Genomic DNA, 15,002 nt, shown 5'->3' on the forward strand with positions numbered 1-15,002 from the left:
CGCTTTCGGCTTCAAACGTGAGCGAAAATTGTCTAAGCCTTGCGCGGACGGGGTTGGAATGTGCGGCGAGATTTCATGGGCAGCTATCCTGAGCGGCAGACGTCGAAGGCAGCGGGCTGGTCGCGGCGCGTGGCTGCTTTTTCGCTGGTGTTGCTGGCGACGGTCTGGCTGGGGCATCACTTCGGGCTGGTGGAAACGCAGGGCTATCTTTGGGTGCTCGGCCTGGTTGCCCTGCTGGCGGCACTTGCCTTGCTTTTCGCCGGCTTGGCCTTTTCGCGGCTGTGGAATTTCGGCGACCGGGGCGGCCGCGACCTGACCGTCGGCGCCCTGGGTGCGCTGCTGGTGCTGGCGCCTTACGGGTTCGTGGCCTACCAGATCGCCACCACGCCGCCGCTGCGCGATATATCGACCGACCTTGCCGATCCGCCGGCTCTTGCCAGCGCTGTCGATCGGTCGAGGGATATGAACGTGCTTGCGCCGCTCACTCCGGGCGAACAGCGGCTGCAGGCGGAAAATTACCCGCTGGCGACCGGGCGCAGCTACGACGCACCGGCGGATGAAATCGTCGATGCCGTGGAGACGGTGGCGAAGCGTCAGGGCTGGCCGCTGACCGGACCCATTCCTGCCGCCGATGCGCAAAGCGAGGTCATCATCGACACCGTGGCCAAAAGCTTCATCCTCGACCTTCCCGCCGATGTCGCCATCCGCGTGACCGATAGCGGCGATGCGACGCTTGTCGATATGCGCTCGGCGTCGCGGTACGGCCGCTACGACCTCGGCGACAACGCGGCGCGCATCGCAGGTTTTCTGGCGGAACTGGATCAGGAAGTTGCCGGGCGCGTCGGTACGGCAGCAGCCGAATAGCTCAGCTATGGAGCGGGCAGGAAAATCCCATCCAGCGCCAACTCGCCTTCCGTGACGACGAGGCCGCGCGCGACAAGATCTTCCAGATGGGCGAGGACGGAAAGGCCGGCGGCGCCGTGCAGGCGCGGGTCCGTGCCGCGATAGATGGCTTCGACAATGGTCTTGATGGTGCGATCACCCATGACGACGCGTTCCAGAATGGCGCGCTCGCGCATTTTGCGGTGCGCCTTCAAGCCGCGCATGAAGGTGCGCGGTTTTGTTACCGGGCCGCCATGGCCGGGCAGCAGCAACCGGTCGTCGCGGGCGATCAGCTTATCCAGAGATTTCATGTAGTCGGCCATCGCGCCATCGGGCGGCGCGACGATGGTGGTCGCCCACGCCATGACATGGTCGGCCGAAAACAGGATGCCGGTGCCTTCGTGCGCGAAAGCGAGGTGGTTGGCGGCGTGGCCCGGCGTCGCCACCGCACGGATCGACCAGCCGTCGCCGTCGATGACCGATCCATCCGGAAACGCAATGTCGGGTGCAAAATCCGTGTCGGCGCTGGCATCGAGCGGATTGATTTCACCGATACGCAGCGGCCGGGCCGGGCGGTGCGGGCCTTGCGCCAGCACGAGCGCCCCGGTTTGCGCCTTCAGCCGGGCGGCGAGCGGCGAATGATCCCGGTGCGTATGGCTGACGAAAATGTGGCTGACCGGCCGCCCGCCGATGGCTTTCAGCAAGGCATTCAGGTGGGCGTCGTTGTCGGGGCCGGGGTCGATCACGGCCAGAGAATCGCTGCCGACGACATAGCTGTTGGTGCCGTGAAACGTGAACGGGCTGGGGTTGGGAGCGGTCAGGCGAAGGACGTTTTGCGCAACCGATATGGCCTCGCCATAAGCCGGGTCGAAACTGGCATCGAAATTGAGGGCCATGGGCGTGTTCACAAAGCTCGGTGGGGTCAGAATGGCAAAACCGATTGCCGCATAGCACGGAAGCCAATATAGAAAAACGCAAGCCGCAACACCTGCGTCGGCGTTAACGGAAATGGGAATGATCATGGCTACTGCAACAACAATGCGTCCACTGGTGTCTCTTGCCCTGCCGGAAAAAGGCGTGGGGCGTCTAGCGGTGCAGATTTTGCTGGCCGTGGCCGGCACGCTGCTCCTGACGCTGTCCGCCAAGACGAAAGTCGTGCTCGGACCGGTCGACATGAATTTGCAGACGCTCGCCGTGCCGCTGATTGCCGCCGCCTTTGGCCTGCGCCTCGGCGTTGCGACGGTTCTTCTTTATCTGGCCCAGGGCGCGGCTGGTTTCCCGGTATTCCAGAGCACGCCGGAAAAGGGCATCGGCATGGCTTACATGCTGGGCACGACGGGCGGCTACCTTGCCGGCTTCGTGGTCATGGCGGCAATCGTCGGCTGGGCGGCGGATCGCGGCTGGGATCGCAGCATCGCAAAATTCTTCGGTGCGGTCCTCGTGGCCGAAGTCATCATGATGGCCATGGGGTTTGCCTGGCTGGCCATGCTGATCGGCCCTGAAAAGTCATGGCAGTTCGGCGTCCTGCCGTTCATCGCGCCGGATCTGATCAAGGTCGCGCTGGCTACGGCCCTGGTACCGGCAGTGTGGGCGCTGCTTCCGAAGCGCTGAATGAAGCAAAAGCGGTAGCGCGGAGCCTGCGAGCGAAAGCCGGCGCGGCACTGAATTCCCGCACGATAAAGACGCTCCAGCGGCAACCCCGCTGGAGCGTCTTTGCGTTGACGGACCGTCCATCGCCCCTTCGGGTTGGAAGGAAATTGCCCCGCTCCAGCCAATCAAGGCAAATTTGTTCGCGCGCGGTACTTTCGCGAGGGCGAAGCGCATTGGCCTCGCTTCGCCGCAACTGCTAAACAACACGGCAATGAACGGATCGGACGCCGCTACGGTTCACCTGCGCGGCGCGATGAAAGAATAGCCTGGCAATGCACGCTCCGCTTACCCACCTGCAACGGCTCGAAGCCGAATCCATCCACATCTTCCGGGAGGTTGCGGCGAACTTCGCCAAGCCGGTGATGCTTTATTCGATCGGCAAGGATTCCTCCGTGCTGATGCATCTGGCGATGAAGGCGTTTTATCCGGCCAAGCCGCCCTTTCCCTTTCTTCATGTCGATACGACGTGGAAATTCCGCGAAATGATCGCGTTTCGCGACGCCATCGCCAAGAAACTCGGCTTCGACCTCATCGTCCACATCAACCAGGATGGCGTTCGCGATCATATCAACCCGTTCGACCACGGCTCGAATACGCACACGCACATCATGAAGACGGTGGGGCTGAGACAGGCGCTCGACAAATACGGTTTTGACGCGGCCTTCGGCGGCGCGCGCCGCGACGAGGAAAAATCGCGCGCCAAGGAGCGCATCTTCTCCTTCCGCAATGCCCAGCACGCATGGGACCCGAAAAACCAGCGGCCGGAAATGTGGAACATCTACAACACCCGCGTTGCCGCAGGCGAATCGATCCGCGTCTTTCCGCTGTCGAACTGGACCGAACTGGATATCTGGCAATACATTTTGCAGGAGGATATTCCGATCGTGCCGCTTTATTTTGCAAAGCGGCGTCCGGTGGTCGAGCGCGACGGCATGCTGATCATGAAGGACGACGAGCGCATGAAGCTGCTGCCCGGCGAGGTGGTCGAGAACCGGCTGGTGCGGTTTCGCACCCTCGGCTGCTACCCGCTGACGGGCGCGATCGAGTCCGATGCCGACACGCTGGAGGCGATCGTCAGCGAAATGCTCACGGCGCGCACCTCCGAGCGGCAGGGCAGGCTGATCGACCGCGACGAGGCCGGTTCGATGGAAAAGAAGAAGCGCGAAGGATATTTTTGAAAATGCGCTCCACCGCTGAAAACCTTTCTCAAGCCGCGACGGACCCCGGCGCAGATAGCGTGCGTGATTATCTTGCCGCGCAGGAAAACAAGACGCTGCTACGCTTCCTCACCTGCGGCTCCGTCGACGACGGCAAGTCGACGCTGATCGGGCGGCTGTTGTCGGATACCAAGCAGATATTCGAGGATCAGCTGGCGGCGCTCGAACGCGATTCGCGCAAGCACGGCACCACCGGCGACGACGTCGATTTCGCGCTGCTGGTCGATGGGCTGGAGGCGGAGCGCGAGCAGGGCATCACCATCGACGTGGCCTACCGGTTCTTCGCCACGCCAAGACGCAAGTTCATCGTCGCCGATACACCGGGTCATGAGCAGTACACACGCAACATGGCGACAGGCGCTTCCACGGCCGATCTTGCCATCGTGCTGGTCGATGCAAGGCAGGGCGTCCTGCGCCAGACGCGGCGTCATTCGGTCATCGCCTCGCTGCTCGGCATCCGCCATATCGTGCTGGCCGTCAACAAGATCGACCTCATCGATTTCGACGAACAAGTTTTTGAGCAGATCGTCGCCGATTACGGCGCGTTTGCGCAAAAGCTGGGCTTCCAGACCATCGTGCCGATCCCGATGTCGGCCCGCTACGGCGACAATGTTTCAAGGCGCTCGGACAAGACGCCCTGGTATGACGGGCCGACGCTGATGGAACACCTCGAAACGGTGCTGGTCGATGAGCATGCCGCCGATCTGCCGTTCCGGTTTCCCGTGCAGTATGTGAGCCGGCCCAATCTCGACTTTCGCGGCTTTGCCGGCACGGTGGCGTCGGGCCAGGTGTCGCCAGGCGACGAGATCGTCGTCGCCAAATCCGGCAAGGCGGCGCGCATCAAGCGCATCGTCACGCAGGACGGCGATCTCAAGCAGGCTGTGGCCGGACAGGCCGTCACCCTTATGCTGGACGACGAGGTGGAAGTGTCGCGCGGCAACATGCTGGTTTCGCCAACGGCGCGCCCGCAGGTCGCCGACCAGTTTGCCGCCAACATCGTCTGGTTCGACGAAAACGCGCTTCTACCAGGCCGCTCCTACATATTGCGCACGGAAACCGACCAGGCGGGTGCCACCGTCACCGACCTGAAATACCGGGTCAACATCAACGATTTCGCACATGAGGCGGCAAAGTCGCTCGCGCTCAACGAGGTCGGGGTTTGCAATATCTCGACCCGTACGCCGATCGTTTTCGATGCGTTTGGCGACAACCGCGCAACCGGCGCCTTCATCCTGATCGACCGCATCACCAATGCCACGGTGGGCGCGGGTATGATCCTGCATGCGCTGCGCCGTGCCGAAAACATCCACTGGCAATCGCTCGATGTCGACAAGCGCGCGCGCTCGGAGATGAAGAACCAGCGCCCGGCGGTGTTCTGGTTCACCGGCTTGTCGGGGTCGGGCAAGTCGACCGTCGCCAACATGCTGGAGAAGAAGCTGCATTCCGCCGGCCGCCATACCATTCTGCTGGACGGCGACAATGTTAGGCACGGCCTCAATCGGGATCTGGGCTTTACCGATGCTGACCGTGTCGAAAACATTCGCCGCGTGGCGGAAGTGGCGCGGCTGATGACCGATGCGGGGCTGATCGTGCTGGTGTCCTTCATTTCGCCGTTCAGCGCCGAGCGGCGCATGGCGCGCGAATTGATGGCGCCCGGAGAGTTCGTGGAGGTATTCGTCGATACACCTTTCGAGGAATGCGCCCGGCGTGATACCAAGGGTCTCTACGCCCGTGCCTTGAAGGGCGAGATCAAGAATTTCACCGGCGTCGATTCCCCCTATGAAGCGCCGGAAAATCCCGAAATCCACCTGCGGACGCTGGGGCGTTCGCCCGAGCAACTGGTGGAGGCCCTGGAACTCTGGCTGATCGAGCGCGACAGTGCTGAAGACCAATATGACGGCGGCGGAATCTGACGCCATTCGAATGCTGGACGTATTCGAGCGCCTGGCCCTGACGGCCGGGCGCGAGGTAATGCGCGTTTTCCAGGCCGGCTGCGCCGTCGACCACAAGGCCGACAGTTCGCCCGTCACGGAAGCCGACAGGGCCAGCGAGGCGATCATCCTGTCCGGTCTGCGTGCGGCGTTTCCCGATATTCCCTGCGTGGCGGAAGAAGAAGCCTCCGTCGGCATCGTGCCGCCTCGTCTCGACGGGGCATTCTTCCTGGTGGACCCGCTCGACGGCACCAAGGAATTCGTCAACCGCCGCACCGATTTCACGGTCAACATCGCGCTGGTGCGGGATGGCAGGCCGGAAGTCGGCGTGGTGTTTGCGCCGTGCAGCAAGCGCTTTTTTTCCGGAAGGCCGGGCAGGGCGGAGACCCTCGACATTGACGGCGATTACGAAATCACCGGCCGGCGTTTAATTGTCGCGCGCGGCGCAGGGGAGCCGCTGGCCGTCGTCGCCAGCCGCTCGCACAACACGCCGGAAACCGACGCCTATATTCGCTCGCTGGGCGCGGCCGAAATCGTCTCGGTCGGCTCGTCGCTGAAATTCTGCCTGCTGGCAAGCGCCGAGGCGGACGTCTATCCACGCTTCGGCCGCACGATGGAATGGGATACGGCTGCCGGCGACGCCGTATTGCGCGCCGCAGGCGGCATGACGCGGACGCTGGATGGAAAGCCGCTCGCCTACGGCAAGCGCAACCAACCGGACGACGAGGATTTCGCCAACCCGCATTTCATCGCCACCGGCAGGACAGGCAACAAGGCCTCTGCCTGAATCCTTACTCTGCGGCTGCGTTTTGCGAGTTCGAGCCAATATAGTTGCGGATCGTCTCGATGATGCGGTCCTGGTCGGCCTCGCTCAGATAGGGGTGCATCGGCAGGCACAGGATGCGGTTGGGCAGTTCTTCCGAAACTTTTAGCCCGGTCGGTGTCTTCGGGTAGGCGCTGTAGGCGACCTGTTCGTGCAGTGGCTTCACATAGTAGATCACCGAGGGAATGCCCTTTTCGGTGAGATGCGCCCGCAATCCGTCGCGCTTCGGCGTTTCGATGGCGTATTGCGCCCATGCCGAGCGTCCGCCGGTGGGGTTGTTCGCTGCCGTGACGATGTCGCCAAGGCCATCGGCATAACGCTGCGCTACGGTGCGGCGGGCTTCCATCTCGTCTTCGAGAATGGCCAGCTTTTCGATCAGGATCGCCGCCTGGATTGTGTCGAGGCGCGAATTGATGCCGACATGGATGTTGTCGTACTGCGTCTCGCCCTTGCCATGGAAGGCGAAGGAGCGAAGCTTTTCGGCCAACGCATCGTCGTTGGTGAACATCGCGCCGCCGTCGCCATAGCAGCCGAGCGGCTTTGCCGGATAGAAGCTGGTCGAGCCGACATGGCCGAATGCGCCGCACATTTTGCCGTCCGTCGAGCCGCCGATCGACTGGGCGGCATCTTCGATGACCAGCAGGTTTTCGCGGTCGGCGATGGCCATGAGGGCGTCGTAGTCGGCGGCAAGGCCGAACAGGTCGACGGGGATGATCGCCCTCGGCTTCAGCCGGCCTTCGCTCTTGACCATGGAAATGGCCGCTTCGAGGCTGGCGATGTCGATGTTGTAGGTCTTCGGATCGACGTCGACGAATACCGGCTCCGCCTGCCGCAGCGCCACGACTTCGGCGGTGGCCGCGAAGGTGAAGCTGGGCACGAACACCGCATCACCGGGGCCGATGCCCGATGCCATCAGCGGCAAAAGCAGCGCATCCGTGCCGTTGGCGCAGGCAATGACATGCTTGGTACCGATATAATCGGCGAGTTTGGCCTCGAATTCCGCGACCTGCGGCCCGAGGATGTAGCGCCCCTCGTCGACGACGCGGTCGATTGCCGCCTTAAGCCGGTCGCTGATACGCGCGCGCTGTGCGCCAAGATCGATGAATTGCATGTCGGCTCTCAAAAAGTTTTCCGGAAACAAGCGCTCGTATCAGAGTTGAGCGGATCGAGAAAGCGCCAGCTTGGGCCGTTCGTGCAGCAGCAGCGTTTCGTGGCGATTGCCGAGAGGCGCGACGGTGCGGCTTAAATCAAGCCGTTGTAGCGCGGTGGCCGCGACCCGATTTGCCGGGGGCGAAAAACATAAACATAAAGTGATCGCGCATCGGGTGAAGTCAGGCGAGTTCGTGTCGCCAGGGCGGGTTGGCGCCAGCGCGCGATACGGTGACGGCAGCGGTCTTGGCTCCCAGCGTCAGCGCGTCGCGTATGGCGTACTGTGACAGATCGGCGATTGCGGCCTTCGTCAGCAATTTCTGCTCGTGCAGGGAGGCCAGAATGCCGGCATTGAACGTATCGCCGGCCCCGACCGTATCGACCACCTCGACCTTGTCCGGCCGGATGTCGACACTGTGGTTTTTGGTGTAGCCGACAGCGCCGTCGCCGCCGCGCGTCACCACGATCAGCTTCGGTCCGCGACCGAGCCAGCGGTGGACGATCTCTTCGCGCGACCCCGGTTCGCCGAACCAGTCCAGGTCCTCGTCCGACAGCTTGACGATGTCGGCCATGCCCATCATCCGCCGGATGCGCTCGGTATGCTTGGCCCGATCCGGGATGAAGCCCGGCCGGATGTTGGGATCGAGCATGGTGACGCGGCGTTCGCATTCCCGCGCCATCAGCGCCTCGTAGGTCGACCCGCATGGCTCGGGAATCAGGCTGATCGCGCCGAACAGCAGGGCGTCGACGTCATCGGCGAGGTCGGGCAGATCTGCTGGTGACAGCATGCGTCCGGCCGTTCCCTCGTCGTAGAACAGATAGCTGGCATGGCCGTCCTTCAGGTCGACAAAGGCCATGGTTGTCGGCCGCGCCGAAAAATGCGCATAGCGCGTCCCGGCTTTGCTGTCCGCCAGAACCCGCGTGAGCTGTTGTCCGAACAGATCGGTGGACAGGCCGGAAAAGAACTCGGCCGGCGCGCCGAGCCGCCCGAGCGCAATGGCGGTATTGAACACCGCCCCGCCGGCATAAGGCGAAAATGCAGCTTCTCCGGCGCTGGTTTTGCGCGGCAGCATGTCGATAAGGGCTTCCCCGCAGCAAAGGATCATGGTTTTCGGGTCCCCGGCTAATCGATGACACAATGATATCGGCACAACGCCTGAGATGTCGGCATAAAGCTTGGACTCACCGGTTGCAACAATCTGTCTGTGGCTTGGCGTTCTCGGTCATTTAAATCGGTTGAAAAACTTTGGCCATCGCCTAGCATGAACGGTCAAGGGGCGATACATTCTTGAAGATTTCCGCAGGATGCGGGCCAGTATTGAAGAGACGACATGACGCGTGTGACGAAAATTGCCGAAGCCGGTCTGGAAAAGCCCGACCCCAAGGCGCTTGCCAGCGAGGTGCTCAAGGCGCTCAAATACCGGGTCGGCAAGGACATGACCGTCGCCACCCCGCATGACTGGCTGACCGCTTCCATCGTCGTGGTCCGCGACCGCATCGTCGATCACTGGATCGAGGCGACCAAGGAAGCCTACGAACACAAGAAGAAGCGTGTCTATTACCTGTCGCTCGAATTCCTGATCGGCCGGCTGATGCGCGATGCCTTTTCCAATCTCGGGCTGATGGAGGATATGCGCACGGCCCTGGCGTCGCTGAATGTCGACCTCGACGTGATCGCAGCGCTCGAACCCGATGCGGCGCTCGGCAATGGCGGCCTTGGCCGTCTCGCCGCCTGCTTCATGGAATCGATGGCCAGCGTCGATATTCCGGCCCATGGCTATGGCATTCGCTACGCCAACGGCATGTTCCGGCAGGAAATCCACGACGGCTGGCAGGTCGAACTGCCCGAAACCTGGCTCGACCATGGCGATCCGTGGGAGTTCGAACGCCGCGAGCGTTCGTTTGAGGTCGGTTTCGGCGGTTCCGTCGAGGTGATGGTCGCGCCGGATGGCGAACCCGAACGCCATGTCTGGAAGCCCACTGAACGGGTGCTGGCGGTGGCCTACGATACGCCGGTTGTCGGCTGGCGCGCCAACCGCGTCAACACGCTGCGGCTATGGTCCGGCATGCCGCTCGATCCGATCCTGCTCGACAAGTTCAACGCCGGCGACCATATCGGCGCGCTGGCCGAGAGCAACAAGGCCGATGCGCTGTCGCGGGTGCTCTATCCGGCGGACTCGCACAAGGAAGGGCAGGAACTGCGCTTTCGGCAGGAGTATTTCTTCTCGACGGCTTCCTTGCAGGACATCGTCCAGCGCCACCTCAGTCAATATGGCGATCTCGCCACGCTGCCCGACAAGGCGGCGATCCACCTCAACGATACGCACCCGGCCATCGCCGTTCCCGAATTGATGCGGCTTTTGATGGATATCCACGGCATGGATTTCGATCCGGCATGGGATGTCACCAAGCGCACCTTCGGCTACACCAACCACACGCTTTTGCCAGAAGCGCTGGAAAGCTGGCCGGTGCCGCTGTTCGAGCGGCTTTTGCCGCGCCACATGCAGATCGTCTATGCCATCAACGCGCAGATTCTGATCGAAGCGCGCGCGGCCAAAGCGTTTTCCGACGAGGAGATCGGCCGCATTTCGCTGATCCAGGAAAATGGCGACCGGCGCGTGCGCATGGGCAATCTGGCCTTTGTCGGGTCGCATTCGATCAACGGCGTGTCGGCACTGCATACCGAACTGATGAAGCAGACAGTGTTCGCCGATCTTCACCGGCTCTACCCTGAGCGCATCAACAACAAGACCAACGGCATTACGCCGCGCCGCTGGCTGATCCAGTGCAATCCGGGCTTGACCGCGCTGGCGCGCGAGACGATCGGCGACGCCTTTCTCGACGATATCGACGCGATCAAGGGACTGGAGGCGTTTGCCGACGATGCCGGGTTTCGCGAGAAATTTTCAGGCGTCAAGCGGGCGAACAAAGTGCGGCTCGCCAATCTCGTGGCTGAACGGCTCGGCATCAAACTCGATCCGTCTGCCCTGTTCGACATCCAGATCAAGCGCATCCACGAGTACAAGCGGCAACTGCTGAACATTCTGGAGGCGGTTGCGCTCTACGATCAGATACGCTCGCACCCCGAGCGCAACTGGATGCCGCGCGTGAAATTCTTCGGCGGCAAGGCGGCGCCCAGCTATCACAACGCCAAGCTCATCATCAAACTGGCGAACGACGTCGCCCGCGTCATCAACAGCGACCCGGCGGTGCGCGGCCTTCTGAAAATCGTGTTCGTGCCGAACTACAATGTCAGCCTGGCCGAAATCATGATACCGGCCGCCGACCTCTCGGAGCAAATCTCGACGGCCGGCATGGAGGCTTCGGGCACCGGCAACATGAAGTTCGCGCTGAACGGCGCACTGACCATCGGCACGCTCGACGGGGCCAATGTCGAGATCAAGGAACGTGTCGGCGACGACAACATCTTCATTTTCGGCCTGACGACGCAAGAAGTGGCCGAGCGCCGCGACAACGGCTACCAGCCGCGAGCCGTCATCGAAGGGTCGCCCGAATTGGCGCAAGCACTCGCTGCGATCTCATCGGGGGTATTTTCGCCCGGCGATCCGGGGCGCTACCGCGATCTGATCGACGGTATCTACAACAGCGACTGGTTCATGGTGGCGGCCGATTTCGATGCCTATGCCGCGGCCCAGCGCCAGGTGGATGAGGTCTGGCGCGACAGCGCTGACTGGCAGGCGAGGGCGATCCGCAATGTCGCGCGCGTCGGCTGGTTCTCTTCCGATCGGACGATCCGCGAATATGCGAAAGACATCTGGAACGTACCCGCTTGATGTGATTGCATGAGGCCCGTTTCATGTGGCCAGACGCTTGGGGAGGGCGTCGCTTGATGAGAACACCGCGCGCGTCCGCAGCGTCTGTCGAGCCGGTGGCGCTAGCCGCAGCCAGCGATGTCGCAGCGATTGTGGCGGGCACCCATGGCGATCCGTTTGCGGTTCTCGGTGTCCAGCAGGCGGGCAGGGGGATCGTCGCCCGCTGTTTCGTGCCGGGTGCCGAGACCGTCATCGCCTGCACGCTCGCCGGCAAGGAGGTCGGCGAACTGACACGCAGCAACGATGCCGGCTTTTTCGAGGGCAGGCTTTCCATCAAAAAGCGCCAGCCGCTGCGCTATCACGCGAAAAACGCCGGCGGCGAGTGGACGCTGACCGACCCGTATTCGTTCGGCCCGGTGCTCGGCCCGATGGACGATTACTACATTGCCGAAGGCTCGCATCTGCGCCTGTTCGACAAGCTTGGCGCGCATCTCATCGAGCATGAGGGCGCTTCCGGCGTGCATTTCGCCGTCTGGGCACCCAATGCGCGGCGTGTCTCGGTCGTTGGTGATTTCAACGAGTGGGACGGCCGCCGCCATCCGATGCGCGACCGCCGCGACACCGGCATCTGGGAATTGTTCCTTCCCGATGTCGGCGCTGGCCGCGCCTACAAATACGAAATAATCGGGCCGGGCGGCGTGCGCCTGCCGCTGAAAGCCGACCCGTTCGCCTTCAAGTCGGAACTGCGGCCGGCAACAGCTTCGGTTATCGCCGTGCCGCCGGCGCATGAATGGGGCGACGCCGCGCATCGGGCCTATTGGCGCAAGGCCGATCTGCGGCGCGAGGCGATCTCGATCTATGAGGTCCATGCCGGCTCGTGGCAGTTGCGCGACGACGGCTCGTTCCTGTCCTGGGACGAAATGGCCGAGCGGCTGATCCCCTATGTCGTCGATACGGGCTTCACCCATATCGAGTTCATGCCGATCTCCGAATATCCCTATGACCCGTCATGGGGCTACCAGACGACCGGTCTTTATGCGCCGACGGCCCGCTTCGGTGACCCGGATGGGTTTGCCCGCTTCATCGACGGCGCGCACCGCGCGGGGATCGGTGTCATCCTCGATTGGGTTCCCGCGCATTTCCCGGTGGACGAGCATGGCTTGGCGAAGTTCGACGGCACGGCACTTTATGAGCATGCCGACCCGCGCAAGGGTTTTCATCCCGACTGGAATACGGCCATCTACAATTTTGGCCGCCGCGAGGTGGTGTCGTTCCTCGTCAACAATGCGCTGTTCTGGGCGGAAAAATACCATGTCGACGGCCTGCGCGTCGACGCTGTCGCCTCCATGCTCTACCTCGACTATTCGCGAAAAGCCGGCGAATGGCTGCCGAACGAAAAGGGCGGGCGCGAAAATCTGGAGGCCGTCAGCTTCCTCCAGAAGATGAACAAGGAGCTTTACGGCCACCATCCGGGCGTCATGACCATCGCCGAGGAATCGACGTCCTGGCCGAAGGTTTCGCAGCCGGTGCATGAGGGCGGCCTGGGCTTCGGCTTCAAGTGGAATATGGGCTTCATGCACGACACGCTGGAATATTTTTCCAGGGAGCCGATCCACCGCAAGCACCATCACAACGACATCACTTTCGGTCTTACCTACGCCTTCAGCGAAAATTTCGTGCTGCCGCTTTCCCATGATGAAGTTGTGCATGGAAAAGGCACGCTGCTGGGCAAGATGGCGGGCGACGACTGGCAGAAGTTCGCCACGCTGCGTGCGTTCTATGCCTTCATGTGGGGCTATCCGGGCAAGAAGCTGCTGTTCATGGGACAGGAATTCGCGCAACGGCGCGAATGGTCGGAAGCGCGCGCGCTCGACTGGAACCTGCTGGATTTCGCCCCGCATCGCGGCGTGCGCGACACAGTGCGCGACCTGAACCACCTCTATCGCTCAAAGCCGGCGCTGCATGCGCGTGATTGCGAGCCGGAAGGTTTTTCCTGGCTGATCGTCGACGACAGCGCCAATTCGGTGTTCGCCTGGTTGCGCAGCGCACCGGGTGAAAAGCCCGTCGCCGTCATATGCAATTTCACGCCCATGCCGCGCGAGAATTATCGAGTGCCGCTGCCCGTCGAAGGAAAATGGCGTGAGATCATCAATACCGATGCCGCCGAATATGGCGGCTCCGGCAAGGGCAATGGCGGTGCGGTGGAAGCCTGCAATGAGGGTGGGAAAATCTCGGCGACGCTGCTGCTGCCGTCGCTGGCCACGATCATGCTCGAACTTGTTGCGTAGTGGGGTTAACTGGAGGCTGTAAATGGTTGAGACGAAACGGACCCAGCCGCTGGCGCGCGACGCCATGGCCTATGTGCTGGCGGGCGGGCGCGGCAGCCGCCTGAAGGAACTGACCGACCGGCGCGCCAAGCCCGCGGTCTATTTCGGCGGCAAGACCCGCATCATCGATTTCGCCCTGTCCAATGCGCTCAACTCCGGCATCCGCCGGCTTGGCGTTGCCACGCAGTACAAGGCGCATTCGCTGATCCGCCACTTGCAGCGCGGCTGGAACTTCTTGCGGCCCGAGCGCAACGAAAGTTTTGACATCCTGCCGGCCAGCCAGCGCGTTTCGGAAACGCAATGGTACGAAGGCACCGCCGATGCCGTCTATCAGAACATCGACATCATTGAGAGCTACAGCCCGGAATTCATGATCATCCTCGCCGGCGACCACATCTACAAGATGGATTACGAACTGATGCTGCGCCAGCATGTCGATGCCGGCGCCGACGTTACCGTCGGTTGTCTTGAAGTGCCGCGCATGGAAGCGGTCGGCTTCGGCGTGATGCATGTCGACAAGAAGGACAATATCTTGTCCTTTGTCGAAAAGCCGGCCGATCCGCCCGGCATTCCCGACAAGCCGGATTTCGCGCTGGCGTCGATGGGCATTTATGTTTTCAGGACGAAATTCCTGATGGAAATGCTGCGCAAGGATGCCGCCGACCCCAATTCGAGCCGCGACTTCGGCAAGGACATCATCCCGGAGATCGTCAAGGGCGGCAAGGCAATTGCCCACCGCTTCGCCAAATCTTGCGTTCGCTCGACCTCCGAGGCGCAGGCTTACTGGCGCGACGTCGGCACGGTCGACGCCTATTGGGAAGCCAATATCGACCTGACCGACATTACGCCGGAACTGGACCTCTACGACGGCGACTGGCCGATCTGGACCTATGCCGAATTGAAGCCGCCGGCAAAATTCGTGCATGACGAGGACGGCAGGCGCGGGTCCGCCGTCTCGTCGCTGGTGTCGGGCGACTGCATCGTTTCCGGTGCCTCGCTGCGGCGCAGCCTGATCTTCACCGGCGCGCGCATCAATTCCTTCTCGTCGCTGGACGAGGTGGTGATGCTCCCCGACTGCACCGTCGGCCGCAACGTGCATTTGAAACGCGTCGTCATCGACCACGGCGTGAAAATACCCGAAGGGCTGGTGGTCGGCCAGGACCCGGTGCTCGACGCCAAGCGTTTTCGCGTGTCCGAAAAAGGCATCTGCCTGATTACCCAAACGATGATCGACAGGCTGGAATTGTAGG

The 15,002-nt window shown here is 62.3% G+C and carries 11 protein-coding genes; 8 read left to right on the forward strand and 3 right to left on the reverse strand.

Features of this window, described 5'->3' with window-relative positions; translation table 11 throughout:
• Nucleotides 1-75: 75 nt before the first annotated feature.
• Complete coding sequence (locus ACX3P0_RS05835) at nucleotides 76-864, forward strand: DUF1499 domain-containing protein (protein ID WP_459087204.1); 789 nt, start codon at nucleotides 76-78, stop codon at nucleotides 862-864.
• 5 nt (nucleotides 865-869) lie between these two features.
• Here the strand turns inward: ACX3P0_RS05835 and ACX3P0_RS05840 are convergent, their stop codons facing one another.
• Nucleotides 870-1,778, reverse strand: a complete 909-nt coding sequence (locus ACX3P0_RS05840; protein WP_459087206.1) for an MBL fold metallo-hydrolase — start codon at nucleotides 1,776-1,778, stop codon at nucleotides 870-872.
• A gap of 124 nt (nucleotides 1,779-1,902) precedes the next feature.
• On the opposite strand from ACX3P0_RS05840, the gene ACX3P0_RS05845 reads away from it, so the two are divergent.
• The 4 genes from ACX3P0_RS05845 to cysQ all read left to right on the forward strand — a co-directional run bounded on the left by ACX3P0_RS05845 (nucleotide 1,903) and on the right by cysQ (nucleotide 6,467).
• Complete coding sequence (locus ACX3P0_RS05845) at nucleotides 1,903-2,493, forward strand: biotin transporter BioY (RefSeq protein ID WP_459087208.1); 591 nt, start codon at nucleotides 1,903-1,905, stop codon at nucleotides 2,491-2,493.
• A gap of 311 nt (nucleotides 2,494-2,804) precedes the next feature.
• Nucleotides 2,805-3,710 carry a sulfate adenylyltransferase subunit CysD gene (gene cysD, locus ACX3P0_RS05850; RefSeq protein ID WP_459087209.1) on the forward strand — a complete coding sequence of 302 codons (906 nt, stop codon included), beginning with the start codon at nucleotides 2,805-2,807 and terminating at the stop codon, nucleotides 3,708-3,710.
• A gap of 2 nt (nucleotides 3,711-3,712) precedes the next feature.
• A complete protein-coding gene (cysN, locus tag ACX3P0_RS05855; protein ID WP_459087211.1) occupies nucleotides 3,713-5,662 on the forward strand; it encodes a sulfate adenylyltransferase subunit CysN in 1,950 nt (649 codons plus the stop codon).
• Nucleotides 5,663-5,672: 10 nt separating this feature from the next.
• Nucleotides 5,673-6,467, forward strand: a complete 795-nt coding sequence (cysQ, locus tag ACX3P0_RS05860; protein WP_459087857.1) for a 3'(2'),5'-bisphosphate nucleotidase CysQ — start codon at nucleotides 5,673-5,675, stop codon at nucleotides 6,465-6,467.
• Nucleotides 6,468-6,471: 4 nt separating this feature from the next.
• Here cysQ and ACX3P0_RS05865 read toward each other — a convergent pair whose 3' ends face one another.
• Nucleotides 6,472-7,614 carry a DegT/DnrJ/EryC1/StrS family aminotransferase gene (locus ACX3P0_RS05865; protein WP_459087213.1) on the reverse strand — a complete coding sequence of 381 codons (1,143 nt, stop codon included), beginning with the start codon at nucleotides 7,612-7,614 and terminating at the stop codon, nucleotides 6,472-6,474.
• A gap of 220 nt (nucleotides 7,615-7,834) precedes the next feature.
• The gene (locus ACX3P0_RS05870) at nucleotides 7,835-8,758 is read right to left on the reverse strand and encodes a carbohydrate kinase family protein (protein WP_459087215.1); all 924 of its coding nucleotides are present in this window, start codon (nucleotides 8,756-8,758) and stop codon (nucleotides 7,835-7,837) included.
• A 225-nt stretch (nucleotides 8,759-8,983) separates the two neighbouring features.
• On the opposite strand from ACX3P0_RS05870, the gene ACX3P0_RS05875 reads away from it, so the two are divergent.
• Genes ACX3P0_RS05875 through glgC form a run of 3 tightly spaced genes read left to right on the forward strand, consistent with a single transcriptional unit; the run spans nucleotide 8,984 to nucleotide 15,001 of the window.
• Complete coding sequence (locus ACX3P0_RS05875; RefSeq protein WP_459087217.1) at nucleotides 8,984-11,446, forward strand: glycogen/starch/alpha-glucan phosphorylase; 2,463 nt, start codon at nucleotides 8,984-8,986, stop codon at nucleotides 11,444-11,446.
• Between the two features lie 56 nt (nucleotides 11,447-11,502).
• A complete protein-coding gene (gene glgB / locus ACX3P0_RS05880) occupies nucleotides 11,503-13,713 on the forward strand; it encodes a 1,4-alpha-glucan branching protein GlgB (RefSeq protein WP_459087219.1) in 2,211 nt (736 codons plus the stop codon).
• Between the two features lie 22 nt (nucleotides 13,714-13,735).
• A complete protein-coding gene (gene glgC, locus ACX3P0_RS05885) occupies nucleotides 13,736-15,001 on the forward strand; it encodes a glucose-1-phosphate adenylyltransferase (RefSeq protein WP_459087220.1) in 1,266 nt (421 codons plus the stop codon).
• Nucleotide 15,002 lies beyond the last annotated feature (1 nt).

This window comes from Mesorhizobium sp. A556 (genome assembly GCF_054489545.1).

Coding starts and splice junctions, on each gene's coding strand:
- cysD (WP_459087209.1), top strand. CDS start 2,805: ATGCACGCTCCGCTTACCCACCTGCAACGGCTCGAAGCCGAATCCATC.
- ACX3P0_RS05870 (WP_459087215.1), bottom strand. CDS start 8,758: ATGATCCTTTGCTGCGGGGAAGCCCTTATCGACATGCTGCCGCGCAAA.
- ACX3P0_RS05875 (WP_459087217.1), top strand. CDS start 8,984: ATGACGCGTGTGACGAAAATTGCCGAAGCCGGTCTGGAAAAGCCCGAC.
- glgC (WP_459087220.1), top strand. CDS start 13,736: ATGGTTGAGACGAAACGGACCCAGCCGCTGGCGCGCGACGCCATGGCC.
- ACX3P0_RS05865 (WP_459087213.1), bottom strand. CDS start 7,614: ATGCAATTCATCGATCTTGGCGCACAGCGCGCGCGTATCAGCGACCGG.
- ACX3P0_RS05840 (WP_459087206.1), bottom strand. CDS start 1,778: ATGGCCCTCAATTTCGATGCCAGTTTCGACCCGGCTTATGGCGAGGCC.
- ACX3P0_RS05835 (WP_459087204.1), top strand. CDS start 76: ATGGGCAGCTATCCTGAGCGGCAGACGTCGAAGGCAGCGGGCTGGTCG.
- cysN (WP_459087211.1), top strand. CDS start 3,713: ATGCGCTCCACCGCTGAAAACCTTTCTCAAGCCGCGACGGACCCCGGC.
- cysQ (WP_459087857.1), top strand. CDS start 5,673: ATGCTGGACGTATTCGAGCGCCTGGCCCTGACGGCCGGGCGCGAGGTA.
- ACX3P0_RS05845 (WP_459087208.1), top strand. CDS start 1,903: ATGGCTACTGCAACAACAATGCGTCCACTGGTGTCTCTTGCCCTGCCG.
- glgB (WP_459087219.1), top strand. CDS start 11,503: ATGAGAACACCGCGCGCGTCCGCAGCGTCTGTCGAGCCGGTGGCGCTA.